Genomic DNA, 17,838 nt, shown 5'->3' with positions numbered 1-17,838 from the left:
GTGTGGTGGGTGGTCGTCGAGGAGCAGCGCGGCGGCGGGGACGCGCGCGCCTGGAACGTCACGAAGACGAAGCCGGCGGGCGGTGATCGCGAGCACGCCGACGAGGTCGCGCGGCGGCTGGCGTTCTCGCACGAGCCCGTCCACCCGTCGGGGGTGAAGGAGCGGAAGGTGCTGCGGGTCGCCGACGGGTACCTGGTGATCGCGACCGGCCGGACGCAGACGTTCCACTTCCGCGTGACGCTCGGCGAGACCGTGGCGGAACCGGAATGACCTGGTGGGTGGTCGTCGAGGAACAGCGCACGTCGGAGCGGATCTGGTCGCTGTCGGAGCGGTTCTCCCATCCCGACCGGGAAACCGCCGAGGCCGAAGCGCTGCGGCTGGCGCGCGAGTACGAGCCGGCCTACCCGTGGTCGCCGAAGTCGCGGACGGTGCTGCGCGGCCCGGGCGGGTACCTGGTGATCGTCGAGGGCCGGACGTCGACGTACCACTTCCGGCTGAACGTGCTCGAAGAGCTCTGAGGCTGCCAGACTGGGGCCATGAGCGAAACCTGCGACGTCGCCCACGGCACGGCTCCCGCCGACCCGGGGGTGCGGACCCTGGTGGCGGTGTTCGCGTCGCCGGTGTCGCGGTCCCTGCTGAAGTTCGCGCGTGAGGTCGGCTACCACGTCACGCTGTTCGAGCCCGATCCCGCGCGCGTCACGGACGTGCCCGAGGGGTTCGAGGCGGACACCGCGCTGCCGCCGCTCGACGCGTCCGCGGACGTGGTCGTCACCGACCACCACCGGCCCGAGCTGGGCGCGGTGCTGAAGGCCGCGCTCGCGGGCGAGCCGCGGTGGGTGGGGGTGCTCGGCAACCCGCGGCACCCGGGCCCGCACGTGGCCGCCCTGCAGGGCCTCGGCGTCGCGGACGCCGACATCGCCCGCGTCCACCGCCCGGTCGGGCTCAACATCGGCTCCCGCACCCCGCCGGAGATCGCGCTGGCCACGCTGGCGGGCCTCATCGCCGACCGCAACGACCGCCCCGGCGGCTTCGCGTTCTGACGTGGTCCGGTCGTGAGTGAGAAACAGTGTTAGAACACTGTTTCTCACTCACGACCGGGTCAGTGGACGGCCATTCCTTCCGGCATCGGCTCGAAGCGGGCGTGGCGGCGGGTGAACGTCGCCGTGCCCGAGGTCATCGAGCGCAGGTCGATCAGGTAGCGCACCAGTTCCGTGGCCGGGACCTCCGCCCGGATCACCGTCCGGCCGCCTTCGCCCGCCTCGGTGCCGAGGACGCGGCCGCGGCGGGACGAGAGGTCGCCGAGGACCGTGCCGAGGTGCTCGTCCGGCAGCCGGATCGCCACCTCCTCCAGGGGCTCCAGCATCGTGATGTGCCCGCTCGCCGCCGCCTCGCGCAGGGCCAGCGCGCCCGCCGTCTGGAACGCCGCGTCCGACGAGTCCACGCTGTGCGCCTTGCCGTCGACCAGCGTCACCTTGACGTCGACCACGGGGTGGCCGTCCGCCAGCCCGCGCTGCAGCTGGGCCCGCACGCCCTTCTCCACGCTCGGGATGAACTGGTGCGGCACCGCGCCGCCGACGACCTTGTCCACGAACTGGAAGCCGCTGCCGCGCGGCAGCGGCTCGACCTCGATGTCGCAGACGGCGAACTGGCCGTGCCCGCCGGACTGCTTCACGTGCCGCCCGTGGCCCTTGGCCGGCTTGGCGAACGTCGAGCGCAGGCTGATCTTCACCGGTTCGGTGTCGACGTCCGCGCCGCCCGCGCGCAGCCGCGACAGCACGACGTCGGCGTGGGCCTCGCCCATGCACCACAGCACCAGCTGACCGGTCTCGGCGTTGCGGTCCAGCCGCAGCGTCGGGTCGCCCGCGACCAGCCGCGAAAGGTTGCGGGCCAGGGTGTCCTCGTCGCTGCGGGTCTTCGCGACCACCGCCACCGGCAGCAACGGCTCCGGCATCGCCCACGGCTCCATCAGCAGCGGGTCGTCGGGGGAGGAGACGGTGTCGCCGGTCTCAGCCGAGCCGACCTTCGTCAGCGCGCACAGGTCGCCCGCGACGCAGTAGGGCACCTCCCGCAGGGACGAGCCGAGCGGCGAATACAGGTGCGCGACGCGCTCGTCGGCGTCGTGGTCCTCGTGACCGCGCTCGGCGAGGCCGTGCCCGGACACGTGCACCGGCCGTTCCGGGCGCAGCGTCCCCGAAAACACCCGGACGAGCGACACCCGGCCGACGTAGGAGTCCACGGCCGTCCGGACGACCTCCGCGGCGAGGGGGCCCGCGGGGTCGGCGGTGATCGCCTCGTGCGGGCCGCCGTCCGGCGTGGTGACGTCGGGCGGCCGGTGCTCCAGCGGCGAGGGGAACGCGCGCACGATGCCGTCGAGCACTTCGGCCAGCCCGATCCCGCTGGTCGAGCACACCGGGATGACGGGGTGGAAGGTGCCGCGCGCGACGGCGGTTTCGAGGTCGGCGATCAGGGTCGCCTCGGCGATCTCCTCGCCGGCGAGGTAGCGGTCCATCAGGGACTCGTCCTCGCTCTCGGCGATGATCCCTTCGATCAGCTCGTTGCGGGCCTCGGCCACCCGCTCCAGGTCGGCCGGGTCGGGCTCGCCGGTCTTCGGCGGGTGCCCGCCGGAGTAGTCGAAGTACCGCTGCGTGATCAGCCCGACCAGGCCGTCGCCCGCCGGCAGGTACAGCGGCAGCACCCCGGCGCCGAACGCGGCCTGGCAGGCGGCCATCTCGGCCATCGCGTCGGCCCGGTGGTGGTCGAGCCGGGAAACGACCACCGCGCGCGGCATCCCGACCGCGGCGCACTCCTCCCACACCGCCACCGTCGCCGCGTCGACGCCTTCGGAAGCGCTGACGACGAACAAGGCCGCGTCCGCCGCCCGCAGCCCGGCCCGCAGCTCCCCGACGAAGTCGGCGTACCCGGGCGTGTCGATCAGGTTGATCTTGTGGCCCTGGTGCAGCACCGGCGCGACCGACAGGCCGACCGAGCGCTGCTGGCGGACCGCCGCCGGGTCGTGGTCGCAGACCGTCGTGCCGTCGACCACCGAACCCGCCCGCGGCACCGTGCCGGACGCGGCGAGCAGGGCTTCGGCGAGGGTGGTCTTCCCGGACCCGGCCGGGCCGACGAGCACGACGTTGCGGACCTTGGCGGGGTCGCCCACAGCGACGGCGGCCCCGGTGTCGGCGTTCTTGGCTTGTTTGTCTGCCATGACGACTCCTCGGCGAACGGCTGGTGTACGGGATGTGTCCTCGATCACACACCCGTTACCCTGGTCACGGCAAGGCAGGGCTCCCGGGACCAGCCGAATGCCCGGGGGCGGGGGAGGGAGTGGCATGGACAGGCGGACTTTCCTGCGGATTTCCGGGGCGGTACCGGTGGCGGGCCTGGGGGCCTGGCCGCCGCCGGACGACTGGGCCCGGCTGCGTCGGCAGCTGGCCGGGCCGTTGTTCCGGCCGGGCGACCCGGGCTACCCGGAAGCCAAGCAGGGCTACTTCACGATGTACGACCACCGGATGCCCGCCGCGGTCGTCGGCGCCGCGCGCGTCGAGGACGTCCAGGCCGCGGTCGGCTTCGCGGCCCGGCACCGGCTGCCCATCGCCGCCCGCAGCGGCGGGCACAGCTACCCCGGCTATTCCACAGTGGACGGCGGGATCGTGGTGGACCTCAGCCGGTTCTCGGGCGTCGAGGTGCGCCCGGACGGCCGCGCGGTGATCGGCGCCGGCGCCCGGCTCGGGCCGATCGCCACGACGCTCGCGGCGGCCGGCCGGGTGCTGCCGGCGGGCAGCTGCGACACGGTCGGCATCGCCGGGCTCACCCTCGGCGGCGGCGTCGGCGTCCTCGACCGGAAGTACGGGCTGACCTGCGACCACCTGGAGGCGGCGCGGATCGTCACGGCCGACGGCCGGGCGTGCACCGTGTCCCGCTCGGCGGAGCCGGACCTGTTCTGGGCGCTGCGCGGCGGGGGCGGCGGCAACTTCGGGATCGTCACCGGTTTCACGTTCCGGACCGTCCCGCGCACCGACGTCGCCACCTTCGACCTCAAGTTCCCGGTGGGCACGCAGGCCGCGTTGTTCGCCGCGTGGCAGGACTGGCAGCCCGCGATGCCGGACGAGCTGTGGTCCGGGATGGGCCTCGGTGCCGACCACGCGAACCTCGGCGGCACGTTCCTCGGGCCGCCTGCGCAGCTGGATGCCCTGCTCGACGACCTGATCCGCCGGGTCGGCACGCCGCCGGTCCAGCGGCGGCGGCAGGTCCGGGACCACCTGAGCGCGATGCGGTCGTTCGACGACCGCGAGTCCCGGCCCGGGCTGGCCCTGAACCGGGCGGCCTACGTCGGGACGTCCCGGATGCTGCTGCGGCGCGCGCCCGACCCCGCCGCGGTCGTCGAGGTCCTGCTCGCGGCGCCCGGCGTCGACACGATCATCGACGCCGGCGGCGGCGCCATCGCCGCCGTCGGCGCCCGCGAAACGGCGTTCCCGCACCGGACGGCCCTGGCCAGCTTCCAGTTCCTGCGCGGCGCGGAACCCGAACGCGGCGGCGAGGCCGAGGCGCGGCGCGCGGTGGCCGTGGCGCGGGACGGGCTGGGGCCGGAGTTCGGCACCACCGGGTACGTCAACTACCTCGATCCCGAGTTGCCGGACTGGGCGGAGGCGTACTACGGGGTGAACCTGCCGCGGCTGCGCGCGGTGGCCCGGAAGTACGACCCGCGAGGAATTTTCGCTTTCCCGCAAGGGCTTTCGGCACCCCGCTCGACTGTCCACATCGGAGAGACTTAGACTCCGCCGGACGTCGGCAGCAGAGAGGCAGCGCGCGTGCTCGACCTGGCATTCTCCACCGAGGACCTGGCGCACACCCGGTTCGCGTTCTCCCCGGCCTGGGAGATCGTGGCGAGCGTGCGTGTCCTGAACTCCCCGGGGCAGCACGCGCTGCACCTGCCGTGGGTCAAGCGCGCGACCGCCGCGCTCGACGGCGCCGGCCTCGACATCGGGCTGCTGCGCGACCTCGTGCCGCTGCGGCACCTGCCCGGTTTCCTGGCCGGCACGCCGTCGACGCCGCTGCCCGAGCTGGCCGACGAGCTCGCCGACCTGCGGGACGTGCCCGGCCGCCTGGTCCGGCGCGAACTGGACGCGATGGCCGGGCCGCGCACGCCCGCGCTGAGCCGTTTCCACCGCGACCCCGAAGCGGGCCTCGACCGGCTCGCCGCGCTGATGGAGCGGTACTGGGACCTCGTGCTGGCCCCCGACTGGCCGCGGATCCGGGCGCTGCTCGAGGCCGACGTGCTGCACCGGTCCCGGTTGCTGGCCCACGGCGGGGCCGCCGAGCTGTTCAACGACCTCACCCCGCTGGTCCGCTGGGAGGGCGGCACGCTCACGGTGGCGCACCGGCACCTGCACGCGGCCGTGCCGCTCGACGGGCGCGGCCTGGTGCTGGTGCCCTCGGCGTTCGTCTGGCCGCGGGTGTTCTCCAAGACCGACGCGCGCTGGCAGCCGGTGCTGCGCTACCCGCCGCGCGGCATCGCGACGCTCTGGGAGACCGGCACCGCCACCGCGCCGGACGCGCTGGCCGGGGTGGTGGGCCGCGGCCGCGCGATGCTGCTGACCGAGCTGGCCGCGCCGGCGTCGACCGCCGAACTGGCCCGCCGGACCCGGCTGACCGCCGGCGCGGTGTCGCAGCACCTCGGCGTCCTCAAGGCTGCGGGCCTGGTCAGCGGGCACCGTGCCGGACGTCACGTGCTCTACGCGCGGACGGCGCTCGCGGAAGCCCTGGTCGCGGGCACCGGCGAAGTGGACTGCTGAGATACCCGCGTACTGGCCTGCTTGAAGGGTCCACCGCCGACCTACCCTCGGACACGTAAGCCCCTCATCCGTGTCGAAAGGCCTCGTCGTGTCCGAGCAGCAGCCCGCCCCCGTCCAGTCCGTCACCGGTACCGCCAAGGTGAAGCGCGGCATGGCCGAGATGCTCAAGGGCGGCGTGATCATGGACGTGGTCACGGCCGAGCAGGCCAAGATCGCCGAGGACGCCGGCGCGGTCGCGGTGATGGCCCTCGAGCGGGTGCCCGCCGACATCCGCGCCCAGGGCGGCGTCGCCCGGATGAGCGACCCCGACCTGATCGACGGCATCATCGAGGCCGTTTCGATCCCGGTGATGGCGAAGGCCCGCATCGGCCACTTCGTCGAGGCGCAGGTCCTGCAGTCCCTCGGCGTGGACTACGTCGACGAGTCCGAGGTCCTCACCCCGGCCGACTACGCCAACCACATCGACAAGTGGGCGTTCACCGTGCCCTTCGTCTGCGGCGCGACCAACCTCGGCGAGGCCCTGCGCCGGATCACCGAAGGCGCGGCGATGATCCGCTCCAAGGGCGAGGCGGGCACCGGCGACGTCTCCAACGCGACCACCCACATGCGCAAGATCCGCCAGGAGATCCGCCGCCTGCAGAACCTGCCGGAGGACGAGCTGTTCGTCGCGGCGAAGGAGCTGCAGGCGCCGTACGAGCTCGTCCGCGAGGTGGCGGAAGCCGGCAAGCTGCCGGTGGTGCTGTTCACCGCGGGCGGCATCGCCACCCCGGCCGACGCGGCGATGATGATGCAGCTGGGCGCCGAGGGCGTGTTCGTCGGCTCGGGCATCTTCAAGTCCGGCAACCCGGCCCAGCGCGCCGAGGCGATCGTCAAGGCGACGACGTTCTACGACGACCCGGACGTCCTGGCCAAGGTCTCGCGCGGCCTGGGCGAGGCGATGGTCGGCATCAACGTCGAGGAGCTCCCCGAGCCCCACCGCCTCGCCGAGCGCGGCTGGTAGACCTTCCGGGCGGGCGGCCCCGTTCGCGGGGCCGTCCGTTCACACCGTCATGGTGTGGTGCGCCGCGAGGTAGGCGACGAGGTTGCCGGGCCGGTACGGCGGCTGCATGGTCTGGTGGCGGTCCACCGAAGTGGACGCGGCGAACTCGGACTGCGGGTCGACCGTGCCGATGCCGCGGACCACCGAGCCGAACAACCGGAACCACCGGCTGGGCGAGTCGTGCAGTTCGCCGAGGGGGTTGCCGGGGTACAGGCCGGCGAACGCGCCGGGCTCGAAGTCGAGGCCGCACCGGTGTGCCCGGTCGGTCATCCAGCGCAGGGCGAGGTCCGAGAGGTCGGACACCGGGTGCCCGCCGCCGACGTCGGAGTGGTCCCCGGCGAACCAGACCTGTTCGCGTTCCCGGCCGGCCTCCGACGGCTGCCAGACGGCCGGTTCGAACGACGGGCGGTGCTCGTCCACGGCCAGGGCCTGGAAGGCCGACTGCACGATCGAGGAGAGCTGCGTGTCGTGGAACTGCCAGCGCCGGTTCAGCAGGTTGAGCAGGCGGCCGCCGCTGAGGGGGATGCCCAGCGCGCCGACGGTGTCCCAGACCCCGATGAACCGGATGGGCGTCCGGTCCTCGTGGGCGTACGTCCGGCGGAACTCCTTGGCCGCCGGGCTTTCCGGACCGGTGGCCGAGGTGTCCCGGTCGCGGTAGAGCCGGTAGGCCTCGTCGACGAGGCCGGCGTTCGCCGGGCGCAGGACGCCGCAGTTCCGGATGAACCCCACGGTGCTGCGTGCGGTGAACGCGCCGCGGCTGAAGCCGAAGAAGAAGAGTTCGTCGCCGGGTTCGTAGTGGTCGACGACGAACCGGTAGGCGGCCTGCACCTTGGCCGAGAGCCCCGCGCCGAAGGCACCGCCGGTGAGGTGGTCCCACAGGCCCGCCCCAGTGCCGACGCCGTCGCCGTGGAAGGCGACCTGCGGAGTGCCGTCGGAGTCCGTCGCGGCGACGGCCTCCTTGAGCTTGGCCACGTTCGTGGGATGCGGCTGGCCGAGTGTGTTCCAGGTGCCGTCGCAGCAGATCACCAGACGTTTCGCCATGTCGCCTCCCCGGCTCCGGATTCTCGTGAGTCGCACCGGGACAGTGCCTTGTTACGGGCCGGGAAATACGGTTGTTCGCCGATTTCCGGATCGGTATCCGGTCGGTGATTCCTTCTTCCGGAAAACCCCGGGAGCACACCGTTGCGGAGGAGGCGCGGAAATGCCGGGCCGCGGCATTCGCCCGGGTTCCGGTGCCGACCAAGCCGGCATCGGAACCCGGTACGGTGACGCCAGCCGGTCCGGCGCCGGGTGCCGTCCTGGTCCGTTCGGCAACCGGCTGCGGCGGTCAGCCCGTTTCCCGCCCGCGGTTCTTCGCGATGTTCCGGATCTTCCTGGTCGCGCCGGACTCGGCGAGCAGGGCGAGAACCGGCGCTGACGTCGACTCCTCCGCGAGCAGGCGCTGCATCCAGGGCGTCACCTCGGCCAGCTCGCTCTCCGCCGGCACGTGCCCCTCCTTTGCCCCCAACCAGAATTGCCAGTCGCGGACGCGCCGGCGGACGAACTCGCGGTTCGACTCCGTCGTGAACCGGTCCGTCTCCGGCAGGAGTTCCGCCGACCAGCGGCGGAACTCCTCGGGGCCGGCCGCCCTCGGCGCGATCCGGTCGACGAGATCGACCACCGCCGTCTTGGCCGTCATCTCGCTCGGGTCGCGGACGATCCTGGCTACGAGCTCGCGATCCCCTTCGCGGGACTCGGTAGCAGCAGCCGCCGCCACGATGCGCCGGTAAGCCGCCGATCGCTGGTGCTCGTCGGCGACGGCCGCGTCGACGTCCACGTCGACGAGCCCGGCGTCCGCGAGCAGGGTGGTCAGATCCGTGTGTAGTGTCATCGCTGCGTCATTTGTCACAAGCCTTGGCCTTCGCCTCGCGCTGCTCCCGCTCGGCGCGCTCCTCCGCCTGGTTGCGCCGGCCCAGCTTGCGGACGGCCTTCCTGATCTCGGTCTTGTAGTTTTCTACCACCTGCCGCTGCGTGCGGCTGAGCTCCGGCTGACCGTCGATCGGGTGACCGTTCGGCCCGATCCGGACCTCGCGCCCGCCGCCGATGACGTGGGCGTGCGCCGGCTTGTCGACGTCGTATTCGTGCACGACGATGCGGACGCCGTTCTTGATCACGTCGAGCAGGGAGAGGCCCAGCGGGTCGAGCCACGTGTGCGGATTGGGGACGTAGCTGTGCGGGGAGTATCCGCCGGCGAGCCCGACCGGGTCGGCGCTGAGGTACCGCGCGGTTTCCGGGTCGTAGTAACGAAAGTAGTTGTAGTTGAGGCCGGACTCGGGGTCGGCGTACTGGCCGGGGAACCGCAGCGGAGTCGTCGCCGCGCCACCGCGGGCGACCGGCAGTCCCCACGTCGTGGTTTGGGAAAACCCGGCCACGTTCCCGTGTTCGTCCAGCAGTTCCGTCGGCGTGCCGACCAGGTCGGTGACGATCGCGTAGAACCGCTCGGCGGTGCTCCGGCGGTCGGGGCCCGCGCGCTCCACCTGGACGAGTGGCCGGTGCGACGACGGGTCGTAGTCCCAGGTCATCGAGCTCCGGTGGGTGAGCTGCTCGGCCAGCGTCGTCCCGTCCCAGACGAAGTCGACGCGTTCGACGACCTGCCCGCGGGCGTGCCGCTCCTTCGCGATCCGGCGGCCGAGCGCGTCGTACCGGTACCGCCACTCGCTGCCGTCCGGCGTGACCAGGGCGGTCAGCTGGTCGTCGGCGTTCCAGACGTACTCCCACACCTCGCCGCCGCGGTGCTTGCGCGTGACCCTGCCCTGCCGGTCGTGCTCGTACCGGAGGTCTCCCGCCTCCTGCAGGAGGGTCCCCGCGTAGCGCCACGGCAGCTCCGCGGCCTCGCGCGGGGCCGACGCGCCGGCCAAGTTGCCCGCCGCGTCGTACCGGTAGTGCTCGGCCCACCGCTGCCCGTGCACCTGCTCGATCCGGCCGAACGCGTCGAGGTCGAACCGGCGGGCGCCGTGGATCCGGTCGGTGACCGCGGTGAGGTGGCCGTCGGCGCGGTAGCGGTACGTCCGCTGCTGCGCCGGGCGGTCCGGGTCGCCGCCCAGCACGGTCTGGCCGACCAGCTGGTCGTTCGCGTCCCACGCCTGGGCGAGGTGCAGGCCCGCCGGGCTGGTCCGGGCGATCTCCCGGCCCGCGGAGTCGTAGGCGAACGCCAGTGCGCGGCTGCCGTTGCGCAGCGCGACCGGTGCGCCGGCGGCGTCGAACTCCCACGTCGTCACGGTGCCGCCCGGCGTCCGGCGGCGGACGCGGCGGCCCAGCACGTCGTACTCCGAACCGACCGTCCGGCCGTTGACCGTCTCGGTCAGGACGCGCCCGAGGGTGTCCCTGGTCAGCGTGATGGCCGAGTCGCGGCTGGTTGCGGAGACCAGCCGCCCCGCCGCGTCGTAGGCGAAGGTCATCTCGTCGGTCGGGGACTGCGTCGCCACGACCCGGCCCCGGAGGTCGCGCCGGTAGATGACGTTCTCGCCCACACCGTTGGTCCGGCTGACGAGCCGGCCGGCGGCGTCCCGTTCGTAGGTGGTCACGCGGCCGTTGAAGTCGGTTTCACGCACCAGGAAACCCGCGAGGTCGTACTCGTAGCGCCACACCAGGCCCTGCGCGTTGGTGACCGTGGTGAGGTTCAGCTCCGTGTCGTAGCCGAACTCGATCCGGCTGCCGTCCGCGTTGACCTGGGCGATCGGCAGGTCGAAGTGGGTGGTGGCGATCGTCAGCAGCGGGCCGTCGCCGATGGCGTATTCGGCGAAGTTGCCCTCCCGGTCGTGCCGCCACCGTTCGACCGTCCCGTCCGGGCGGGTCCGGGTCAGCGGTTTCCCCTCCACCGTCCAAGTGGTCCTGGTGGTGTTGCCGAGCGGGTCGACCTCTTCGGTGACGCGGCCGAAGGCGTCCCGGGTGAACCGCGTCGTGCGGCCGAGCGGGTCGGTCACGGCGACGGGCAGGCCACGGGCGTCGGTCTCGATCAGCCGCACGTGGCCCAGCGCGTCGGTTTCGGTCCGGCGGTGGCCGAGTTCGTCGTAGCCGTAGCGGGCCGTCGCGCCGGCCGGATCGTTCTCCTCGACGATGTTTCCGCGCTCGTCACGCCGGTAGCGCCAGTGCGCGCCGTCGGCGTCGACGACCGCGACGGGCCGGCCGTGCTCGTCCTCCACCGTGGTGGTCGTGGTGCCGTCCGGGTGGACGATCCGGACGGGCTCGTCGGTCAGCCCGTACCCGTACCGGGTCGTGCGGCCCAGCGGATCGGTTTCCGCGGTGACCCGGCCGTATTCGTCGCGGTCGTACCGGGTCGTCGCCCCGTGCGGATCGGTTTCCCCGAGCAGCTGCCAGTTTTCGCCGAAGCGGTAGGTGGTGACCGCGCCGCGCGAGTCTCGGTAGGTCGTGACTCGGCGCTGCCGGTCGTACCCGATCGAGCAGGCGAGCGCGCCGCCGCTCCCATCGGTCCGGACGACCCGGCCCCCGTCGTCGTAGTGGTAGGAGTACCAATGGCCGTTGCGGTCGGTCCAGCGGGTGACCCGGCCGTCGACGTCGTACTCGAACCGCAGGGCGCGGCCGGACGAGTTGCCGACGGCGCTCAGCCGGCCCCCGCCGTCGTACTCGTAGCCGACCAAGGGGATGTCGCCGTCCGGGCGCGCCAGCCGCAGGCCGGTGATCCGGCCGTCCACCGCGTCGACGGCCACGCGGTACCCGCCGGAGTGCTCGATCACCGTTGGCGTCCCGACCGCGTCGCGGACGATGGTCATGCGGTTGCCGTTGCGGTCGGTGATCGCGGAGAGCAGCACTCGTGTGGCCGCGCCGGCCGCCACCACGGTTCCGAAGTAGCGGACGAGCCCGTCACGCGGGCTGGTGACGGTGTACTCCCCGGTGGAAATGGCGTGCAACGGCCAGCGGGCGCCGTGCGACGACAGGACTGGTGTGCCGCCGGCCGGCGGCGGGTACGTCAGCGTCACGCCGTCGGCGCCGACGTAGCAGACGCCGTCCGCGTCCGCCTCGACCCGCTGGTCCAGTGTGGACGCCCAAGACCGGCCGAACGACCGCCCGAGGCGGTAGGTCGAGACGTGGGTGCGGCGCAGCACCAGCGGGAGGACGCCGGGGAGGTCGACGTCGGTCTGCGACATCAGCATCTCGCCGGTGGCGAGGTCGACCGGGTCGCCGCCGGTGCACTTCTCCTCGTTGGGACGGCCGTCCTTCGCCGGGTCGGTGGTTTCGCGCGCGCCGGGCTCTTTCGCGTTCGCCGCCGGGTCGCCGGCCGGAGTGGTGGTGCCGGGGTCCCCGGCATCGGACGGGTGGGTTTGCTCGCCGGTGCCGGCCCGGGGTTCGTCGCCGCCCGGTCTCGCGTGGGGCTCCTCGGCCGCGGAGGACACGTGGGTGGAACCCTCGCCGTCGAGGTGCGGTCCGCCTTCGCCGGGGTGACCGTGCAGCTCGGACAGGGCCTTCTTGGCCGCCGCGAAGATCTCTTCCAGCTTGTTCATCAGCGGCCGCAGCTTCTCGACCGAGTTGATCAGCTTCTTGACGGTCGCGCCGATCTTCTCCATCCACGCCGACACCTGCTCGACCACCTGGGCCACGACCACCGGCGTGCCGAGCCCCAGTGAGCAGACCTCCTCGAGCGCGTCCTGGACGAAGTCGCCGATGGCCTGGGTGACCATGTCCCGCACCAGGCCGCGCACCACGCCGGTGAGCACCCCGACGATCTCCACCACCGTGCCGATCGCGTCGGCGCAGGTGCTCGCCGCGGTGATGTGGTCGATCTTCTTCTTGATGCCGGCGCGGTAGGTGTCGGCCGCCGAGCCCGTCCAGTGCGCGGTGTCCGTGCGGACCGTCTCGGCGAGGTCCCCGGCGGCCTTGCCCACCGCTTCGCCGACGTTCTTCCACGTCCGCGCGTACGCGGCGATCCGGTCCGCGTCCCCGGCCAGGTGGTTCAGGGCGTCCTGCAGCGGCTTGACGTGCTCGATCAGCCAGTTCAGCCCGTAGGAGATCAGCGTGCCGACCGGGTTCATCGCCATCGTCAGCAGGTCCATCCCGGCGCCGATGGCCGAGATGCCGCCCTCGATCCAGTTCCCGGACGCGATCCCGTCGTAGGCACCGGCGGCGTCGTCGACGATGGTGATGCCGGTGTGCCAGGTCGTCGAGTCCTGTTTCTGCGCGACCAGCGGATTGCTCACGAAAGCCCCTTGCCGAGGTCGGTCAGGGCCTTCGCGTGCGCCTGTTCGGTGGCCCGGTACGTGGTCGCGGCCTTGTCCACGGCCTCCGACACCAAGCCGATCGCCTGCTTGGCCGATTCGAGCGTGAGCAGGCCGGGGGCGCTGACCGCGAGGACCATCGGCACGAACAGCGGACCGCAGATCAGGCCGTACGCCTCGACCCCCATGGTCACTTGCCTGGCCGCGTCCAGTGCCTGGTCCAGGGTTCGGGAGACCCGATCGACGGCCTTCGCGTGCGCCGCCAGCTCGTCCGGGCGGACCTCGTACCCTTCACCTGCCATCACGCACCCCCTGGCTCACTCGCGCACCATGAACGACCCGCCGAAGCCGTCCTCTTCGCCGGAATCGTCGTCCCGCGCCGGCCGGCGAATCGGATTCGGGACCGCGGTGTTTTCCTCGATCTCGCCGAGCCGCCGCACGTCGTCCGGCGCCGGCGTTTCCGGCTCGGGTTCCGGGAATTTCGCCCGGTAGTTGCCCACGATGGTGTTCAGGGTCTCTTCGTCGTCGCCGATGGTGCCGGCGATGACCTCGGCCAGCCGTTCCGGCAACCGCGACTGCGCGCGGCGCAGGGTGCCGAGCACCGCTTTCGCCACCTGGGCGCCGGACAGGTCGCGAACCCGGTCGGTGATCTGCAGGCCGGTGACGTTTCCAGCGGAATCCACGGTGACGGTGACCATGCCGTCCGGCGACGTCTCCGTCACCGCCACCTGCCCGACGGCCGCCTGCATGGCCTGGTAGCGCTGCGCCTTTTCTTTCGCCTGCGCCACCCACCGGTCGACCTGCGCCGCCGCGTCTCCCGCATTCGGCAACGGCCCGCTCATCGCCACCCCTTTTTCCGTCCGGCTCCTCGGACGCCATGAGCAAACCACCGGGTTCCGTATGAGCGGCCCGAACGCCGCGAATTAGCCCGAACAGTCCAGACGATTTTTCCGGGATTGGCCGAATGTCTGGTTCGGTGCTGCCCCGGGCGCGCGTGACTGGCCGTCACCTTCGTCGTGGTTGGTCCCAGTCATGAAGCCGAAGTCGGTCCGCCAGGCCGACAGCGCGATCCGGAGCGCTTCGAGATCAGTCGTGACCCGGGTGTCCTTGACCATCGCGAAGTCGCGCCGCCAGTGCTCGACGCTGGGCGCCGGCTCGTCCGGGACCACGCCGCCGCGCACGTACCGGAACCGGGGCGTGCCGGGGGCGTCGGCGATTTCGAGCAGAGCGTAGTTGTCGTAGGTCCATGGCGCGCCCGCGTTCGTGGCGCCGATCAGGCGTCGCTAGGCCGCCATCCGGTGTTCGAACCGGAACGGGTCGAACGCGCCTGGGGCTTCAGCATGATTCGGGCGATGTAGTTCCGATTGCGACCTCGCCGAGCGGCTGCTCGTCGTGACGGGTTCCCGGCTCGCCCGCCTACGCCAGATCGGAACCCGCTGGTGCGGCGGACGGCGTGTCCTGCTCGGGCAACCAGCCTAGATGTACTCGGAAATCTCGACGCCGTAGGTGCCCGGCTCGAGGGCCTCGAAGATGTGCGGGACGTCGCCGGGGTAGGAGATGTAGTCGCCCGGGAGCAGCTCTTCCGGCTCTTCCCGGACGCCGACCCGGGCGCGGCCCGCGCACAGCACGATGTGCTCGACCACGCCGGTCATGTGCGGGTCGCTGAGCCGGGGCGTGCCCGGTTCGGCCCGGATGAGGTACATGTCCCGCCGCGCGGACGGGGGACAGGCCGACAGCAGCGTGCACGCGTAGTCGGCGTGTTCGGCGAACACCGTCGGGCCCTTGCCCGCGCGGATGACGCGGACCTTCGGCCGTTCCGGCTCGACCAGCCGCGAGAACGGCACGTCGAGGGCGACGCCGAGGGCCCACAGCGTCTCGACGCTCGGGTTCCCGGTGCCCGACTCCAGCTGGGACAGCGTCGACTTGGCCAGGCCGGCGCGGCGCGCGACCTCGGTCAGGGACAGGCCGGCGCGCGTGCGTTCGCGGCGCAGGGACGCCGCGATGATCTCCAGTGGCGCGCCGGTGGCTTCCTGGGTCATGACTGTTCGCTCCATCGGTCTGTCCGTTCGCCTTGACGAACACCCGGTCCGGTGTTCACCATAGAACACATGCGTTCGATATGGCGAACACTCGATCGGGGCCTCGCCCGCGACGTCGGCCTGGTCTGTCTCGCCGATTGTCTCGTGGGGGCGTCCTACGGGGCCATCGCGGTGAGCTCCGGCTTCCCGCTGTGGCTGCCGGTGCTGATGTCGCTGCTGGTGTTCGCCGGTGCGTCGCAGTTCATGTTCATCGGCATCGTGGCGGCCGGGGGCAACCCGTTCGCCGCGGTGCTGGCCGGGCTGCTGGCCAACGCGCGGCACCTGCCGTTCGGCTTCGCGGTCGGCGACGTGCTGGGCCGCCGCTGGACGGCGCGGCTGGCCGGCACCCACCTGATGATCGACGAATCGGTGGCGTTCGCGCTGGCCCAGCGCGAGACCCACCGCCGCCGCGCGGCGTTCTGGGCGTGCGGGATCGGCCTGTTCGCCTGCTGGAACCTCGGCGTGGTGGCGGGCGCGTTCGCCGGGACGGCGATCGGCGACACCGACGTCTTCGGCCTCGACGCCGCCTTCCCGGCGGTGCTCCTGGCCCTGGTGCTGCCCGCCCTGCGCGACCGGGCGGCCCGCCTGCCGGTCCTGGCCGGCGTGCTCGTCGCGCTGGTGGCGACGCCGTTCCTGCCCGCCGGGCTGCCGGTGCTGCTCGCGCTGGCCGGCGTGGTGGCCGGGGTCGCGGCCAAGGAGCCGCAGCTGCAGGAGGCAGGCTGATGGACACGGGGGAACTGCTGATCGGCACGGTGGTGCTGGCGCTGGGCACGTTCGCGTTCCGGTTCGCCGGGCCGGTCCTGCGCACCCGGGTGAAGCTGTCGCCGAAGGCGGAACGCCTGATGGCGCTGGCGGCGGTCGTGCTGCTGGCGGCCCTGGTCGCGGTCAGCGCGTTGACGGAGGGTCACGGCTTCGCGGGCATCGCCCGCCCGGCGGGGGTCCTGGTCGCCGGAGTACTGGCGTGGCGCAAGGCACCGTTCGTGCTGGTGGTCGTCGCCGCCGCAACGACGGCAGCCCTGCTCAGGCTGGCCGGCATCCCCTGACGTCCCGCGCCTGACGTGCGGAAAGAGGCATCACCCGTGCTCCGGGAGGCATCACGCGTGAGTGACCGGGCATCACCCGTGATGCCCCTCCGGACACGCGTGATGCCCCTCCGGTCACGGGTGATGCCCGGCTGAGCACGGGCGGGAGGCGGGCTGACCTGCCGGTCCGGCGGTGGGCCGGTGCGTCTAGGCTGGTGGGAAGGTCTTTCGGGAGGTCGGGTGTCGTCGGAACCGGTCATCGGTGTGCTCGCCATGCAGGGTGCCGTGCGGGAGCACGTCGCCATGCTGGCCGAAGCGGGTGCGCGGGCCGTGCCCGTGCGGCGGGCCGGCGAGCTGTCCGAAGTGGACGGTCTGGTGCTGCCCGGTGGCGAGTCGACCACGATGTCGCGGCTGCTGGAGAGCTTCGAGCTGCTGGAGCCGCTCCGGGCGCGGATCGCCGGGGGCATGCCCGCCTTCGGTTCGTGCGCCGGGATGATCCTGCTGGCCCGGCAGACCCTCGACGGGCGGCCGGACCAGCAGCAGCTCGGCGGCCTCGACGTCGTCGTCCGGCGCAACGCCTTCGGCAGGCAGGTCGACTCCTTCGAGGCGGACCTCGACTTCGCGGGCATCGAGGCGGAGCCGGTGCACGCCGTGTTCATCCGCGCGCCCTGGGTCGAGAAGGCCGGTGACGGCGTCGAGGTGCTGGCCTCGGTCAGCGGCGTGCCCGGCGTGGACGACGACACCGCTAGGATCGTCGCGGTCCGGCAGGGGGCGGTGCTGGCGACCGCGTTCCACCCGGAACTGACGCCCGACGTGCGGGTGCACCGGCTGTTCGTCGACCTCGTGCGGAAGGCAGCCTGAGACGCGGTGCCCGGCCGGGGTACGGAACAGATGGAGGAGAGATGAGCGGCCACTCCAAGTGGGCCACCACGAAGCACAAGAAGGCCAACCTCGACGCGAAGCGCGGCAAGCTCTTCGCGCGGTTGATCAAGAACATCGAGGTGGCCGCCCGCACGGGCACCGGTGGTGGCGACCCGGATGGCAACCCCACGCTCTACGACGCCATCCAGAAGGCGAAGAAGAACTCGGTCCCGCAGGACAACATCGAGCGCGCCCGCAAGCGCGGCGCCGGTGAAGAGGCCGGTGGCGCCGACTGGCAGACCATCACCTACGAGGGGTACGGCCCGAACGGCGTCGCCGTCCTGATCGAGTGCCTCACCGACAACCGCAACCGCGCCGCGTCGGAGGTCCGCACCGCTTTGACCCGCAACGGCGGCTCGCTCGCCGACCCGGGCTCGGTGGCCTACCTGTTCAACCGCAAGGGTGTCGTGCTGATGCCCAAGGACACCGCCGCGGAGGACGACGTCCTCATGGCGGTGCTCGACGCGGGCGCCGAAGAGGTCAACGACCTCGGCGAGAGCTTCGAGATCGTGTCCGAGGCGACCGACCTGGTGCCGGTCCGCAAGGCCCTGCAGGACGCCGGCTTCGAATACGAGTCGGCCGACCTGACCTTCCTGCCCTCGGTGAGCGTCCCGCTCGACGCGGACGGCGCGAAGAAGGTCTTCAAGCTGATCGACGCCCTCGAGGACTGCGACGACGTCCAGAACGTCTACGCGAACTTCGACGTCTCCGACGAGGTGCTCGCCGAAGTCGGCTGAGTTTTCCCTTGCGCCGCACCGCTTTCGTGCCCAGGCC

At 72.3% G+C, this 17,838-nt stretch carries 18 protein-coding genes; 10 read left to right on the top strand and 8 right to left on the bottom strand.

What is annotated here, in order from left to right:
• From OO60_RS05015 to OO60_RS05005, 3 genes are read left to right on the top strand one after another with little or no spacing between them, the layout of a single operon-like run.
• Nucleotides 1-270, top strand: a complete 270-nt coding sequence (locus tag OO60_RS05015) for a hypothetical protein (protein ID WP_003077791.1) — start codon at nucleotides 1-3, stop codon at nucleotides 268-270.
• Nucleotides 267-518: a hypothetical protein gene (locus OO60_RS05010; RefSeq protein WP_003077794.1), complete on the top strand. Its 252-nt coding sequence runs from the start codon at nucleotides 267-269 to the stop codon at nucleotides 516-518. The genes OO60_RS05015 and OO60_RS05010 overlap by 4 nt, the downstream gene beginning before the upstream one ends.
• Nucleotides 519-536: 18 nt before the next feature.
• Nucleotides 537-1,040 (top strand): XdhC family protein, encoded by a 504-nt coding sequence (locus OO60_RS05005; RefSeq protein WP_033260843.1) that lies wholly within the window; start codon nucleotides 537-539, stop codon nucleotides 1,038-1,040.
• A gap of 59 nt (nucleotides 1,041-1,099) precedes the next feature.
• Here OO60_RS05005 and OO60_RS05000 read toward each other — a convergent pair whose 3' ends face one another.
• Nucleotides 1,100-3,208, bottom strand: coding sequence for an elongation factor G-like protein EF-G2 (locus OO60_RS05000; RefSeq protein ID WP_003077799.1), 2,109 nt, complete (start codon nucleotides 3,206-3,208; stop codon nucleotides 1,100-1,102).
• 124 nt (nucleotides 3,209-3,332) lie between these two features.
• Here OO60_RS05000 and OO60_RS04995 point away from each other — a divergent pair, with 124 nt between their 5' ends.
• The 3 genes from OO60_RS04995 to pdxS all read left to right on the top strand — a co-directional run bounded on the left by OO60_RS04995 (nucleotide 3,333) and on the right by pdxS (nucleotide 6,795).
• Nucleotides 3,333-4,775, top strand: coding sequence for an FAD-binding oxidoreductase (locus tag OO60_RS04995; RefSeq protein WP_033260842.1), 1,443 nt, complete (start codon nucleotides 3,333-3,335; stop codon nucleotides 4,773-4,775).
• Nucleotides 4,776-4,811: 36 nt separating this feature from the next.
• Entirely contained in the window at nucleotides 4,812-5,795 is a 984-nt protein-coding gene (locus OO60_RS04990) for an ArsR/SmtB family transcription factor (protein ID WP_003077370.1), read from the top strand.
• A 70-nt stretch (nucleotides 5,796-5,865) separates the two neighbouring features.
• On the top strand, nucleotides 5,866-6,795 hold the full coding sequence (gene pdxS, locus OO60_RS04985) for a pyridoxal 5'-phosphate synthase lyase subunit PdxS (RefSeq protein ID WP_051767629.1): 930 nt from the start codon (nucleotides 5,866-5,868) through the stop codon (nucleotides 6,793-6,795).
• A gap of 39 nt (nucleotides 6,796-6,834) precedes the next feature.
• On the opposite strand, the gene OO60_RS04980 is transcribed toward pdxS, so the two are convergent.
• The 7 genes from OO60_RS04980 to OO60_RS04950 form a co-directional block, all read right to left on the bottom strand.
• Nucleotides 6,835-7,875 (bottom strand): DUF2235 domain-containing protein, encoded by a 1,041-nt coding sequence (locus OO60_RS04980; RefSeq protein ID WP_003077363.1) that lies wholly within the window; start codon nucleotides 7,873-7,875, stop codon nucleotides 6,835-6,837.
• Between the two features lie 286 nt (nucleotides 7,876-8,161).
• Nucleotides 8,162-8,704: a hypothetical protein gene (locus tag OO60_RS04975; RefSeq protein WP_003077358.1), complete on the bottom strand. Its 543-nt coding sequence runs from the start codon at nucleotides 8,702-8,704 to the stop codon at nucleotides 8,162-8,164.
• A gap of 7 nt (nucleotides 8,705-8,711) precedes the next feature.
• Nucleotides 8,712-13,025 (bottom strand): DUF6531 domain-containing protein, encoded by a 4,314-nt coding sequence (locus OO60_RS45730; protein ID WP_003077354.1) that lies wholly within the window; start codon nucleotides 13,023-13,025, stop codon nucleotides 8,712-8,714.
• On the bottom strand, nucleotides 13,022-13,345 hold the full coding sequence (locus OO60_RS04965) for a type VII secretion target (protein WP_003077351.1): 324 nt from the start codon (nucleotides 13,343-13,345) through the stop codon (nucleotides 13,022-13,024). Before OO60_RS04965 ends, OO60_RS45730 begins: the two co-directional genes overlap by 4 nt.
• Before the next feature lie 15 nt (nucleotides 13,346-13,360).
• Nucleotides 13,361-13,885 carry a YbaB/EbfC family nucleoid-associated protein gene (locus OO60_RS04960; protein WP_033260950.1) on the bottom strand — a complete coding sequence of 175 codons (525 nt, stop codon included), beginning with the start codon at nucleotides 13,883-13,885 and terminating at the stop codon, nucleotides 13,361-13,363.
• An 81-nt stretch (nucleotides 13,886-13,966) separates the two neighbouring features.
• Nucleotides 13,967-14,224, bottom strand: coding sequence for a hypothetical protein (locus OO60_RS04955; protein ID WP_003077346.1), 258 nt, complete (start codon nucleotides 14,222-14,224; stop codon nucleotides 13,967-13,969).
• A gap of 294 nt (nucleotides 14,225-14,518) precedes the next feature.
• Nucleotides 14,519-15,082, bottom strand: a complete 564-nt coding sequence (locus OO60_RS04950) for a helix-turn-helix domain-containing protein (RefSeq protein ID WP_003077342.1) — start codon at nucleotides 15,080-15,082, stop codon at nucleotides 14,519-14,521.
• Between the two features lie 69 nt (nucleotides 15,083-15,151).
• On the opposite strand from OO60_RS04950, the gene OO60_RS04945 reads away from it, so the two are divergent.
• The 4 genes from OO60_RS04945 to OO60_RS04930 all read left to right on the top strand — a co-directional run bounded on the left by OO60_RS04945 (nucleotide 15,152) and on the right by OO60_RS04930 (nucleotide 17,801).
• The gene (locus tag OO60_RS04945) at nucleotides 15,152-15,844 is read left to right on the top strand and encodes an AzlC family ABC transporter permease (protein WP_033260841.1); all 693 of its coding nucleotides are present in this window, start codon (nucleotides 15,152-15,154) and stop codon (nucleotides 15,842-15,844) included.
• On the top strand, nucleotides 15,844-16,164 hold the full coding sequence (locus tag OO60_RS04940) for an AzlD domain-containing protein (protein ID WP_003077334.1): 321 nt from the start codon (nucleotides 15,844-15,846) through the stop codon (nucleotides 16,162-16,164). Before OO60_RS04945 ends, OO60_RS04940 begins: the two co-directional genes overlap by 1 nt.
• Before the next feature lie 219 nt (nucleotides 16,165-16,383).
• Nucleotides 16,384-17,004: a pyridoxal 5'-phosphate synthase glutaminase subunit PdxT gene (gene pdxT, locus OO60_RS04935; protein ID WP_003077332.1), complete on the top strand. Its 621-nt coding sequence runs from the start codon at nucleotides 16,384-16,386 to the stop codon at nucleotides 17,002-17,004.
• A gap of 41 nt (nucleotides 17,005-17,045) precedes the next feature.
• Nucleotides 17,046-17,801 (top strand): YebC/PmpR family DNA-binding transcriptional regulator, encoded by a 756-nt coding sequence (locus OO60_RS04930; protein ID WP_003077329.1) that lies wholly within the window; start codon nucleotides 17,046-17,048, stop codon nucleotides 17,799-17,801.
• Nucleotides 17,802-17,838: the final 37 nt, after the last annotated feature.

The organism is Amycolatopsis vancoresmycina (assembly GCF_000716785.1).
Taxonomy (GTDB): domain Bacteria; phylum Actinomycetota; class Actinomycetes; order Mycobacteriales; family Pseudonocardiaceae; genus Amycolatopsis; species Amycolatopsis vancoresmycina.
The sequence above is the reverse complement of the archived record's forward strand: the minus strand, read 5'-3'. Positions and strand labels throughout refer to the sequence as shown.

What these genes read in the sequence shown, in the direction of transcription:
- OO60_RS05000 (WP_003077799.1), bottom strand. Translation starts at nt 3,208, where the DNA reads ATGGCAGACAAACAAGCCAAGAACGCCGACACCGGGGCCGCCGTCGCT.
- OO60_RS04980 (WP_003077363.1), bottom strand. Translation starts at nt 7,875, where the DNA reads ATGGCGAAACGTCTGGTGATCTGCTGCGACGGCACCTGGAACACACTC.
- OO60_RS04965 (WP_003077351.1), bottom strand. Translation starts at nt 13,345, where the DNA reads ATGGCAGGTGAAGGGTACGAGGTCCGCCCGGACGAGCTGGCGGCGCAC.
- OO60_RS04995 (WP_033260842.1), top strand. Translation starts at nt 3,333, where the DNA reads ATGGACAGGCGGACTTTCCTGCGGATTTCCGGGGCGGTACCGGTGGCG.
- OO60_RS05005 (WP_033260843.1), top strand. Translation starts at nt 537, where the DNA reads ATGAGCGAAACCTGCGACGTCGCCCACGGCACGGCTCCCGCCGACCCG.
- OO60_RS04950 (WP_003077342.1), bottom strand. Translation starts at nt 15,082, where the DNA reads ATGACCCAGGAAGCCACCGGCGCGCCACTGGAGATCATCGCGGCGTCC.
- OO60_RS04930 (WP_003077329.1), top strand. Translation starts at nt 17,046, where the DNA reads ATGAGCGGCCACTCCAAGTGGGCCACCACGAAGCACAAGAAGGCCAAC.
- OO60_RS04960 (WP_033260950.1), bottom strand. Translation starts at nt 13,885, where the DNA reads ATGAGCGGGCCGTTGCCGAATGCGGGAGACGCGGCGGCGCAGGTCGAC.
- OO60_RS04945 (WP_033260841.1), top strand. Translation starts at nt 15,152, where the DNA reads ATGCGTTCGATATGGCGAACACTCGATCGGGGCCTCGCCCGCGACGTC.
- OO60_RS05010 (WP_003077794.1), top strand. Translation starts at nt 267, where the DNA reads ATGACCTGGTGGGTGGTCGTCGAGGAACAGCGCACGTCGGAGCGGATC.
- OO60_RS04975 (WP_003077358.1), bottom strand. Translation starts at nt 8,704, where the DNA reads ATGACACTACACACGGATCTGACCACCCTGCTCGCGGACGCCGGGCTC.
- OO60_RS04940 (WP_003077334.1), top strand. Translation starts at nt 15,844, where the DNA reads ATGGACACGGGGGAACTGCTGATCGGCACGGTGGTGCTGGCGCTGGGC.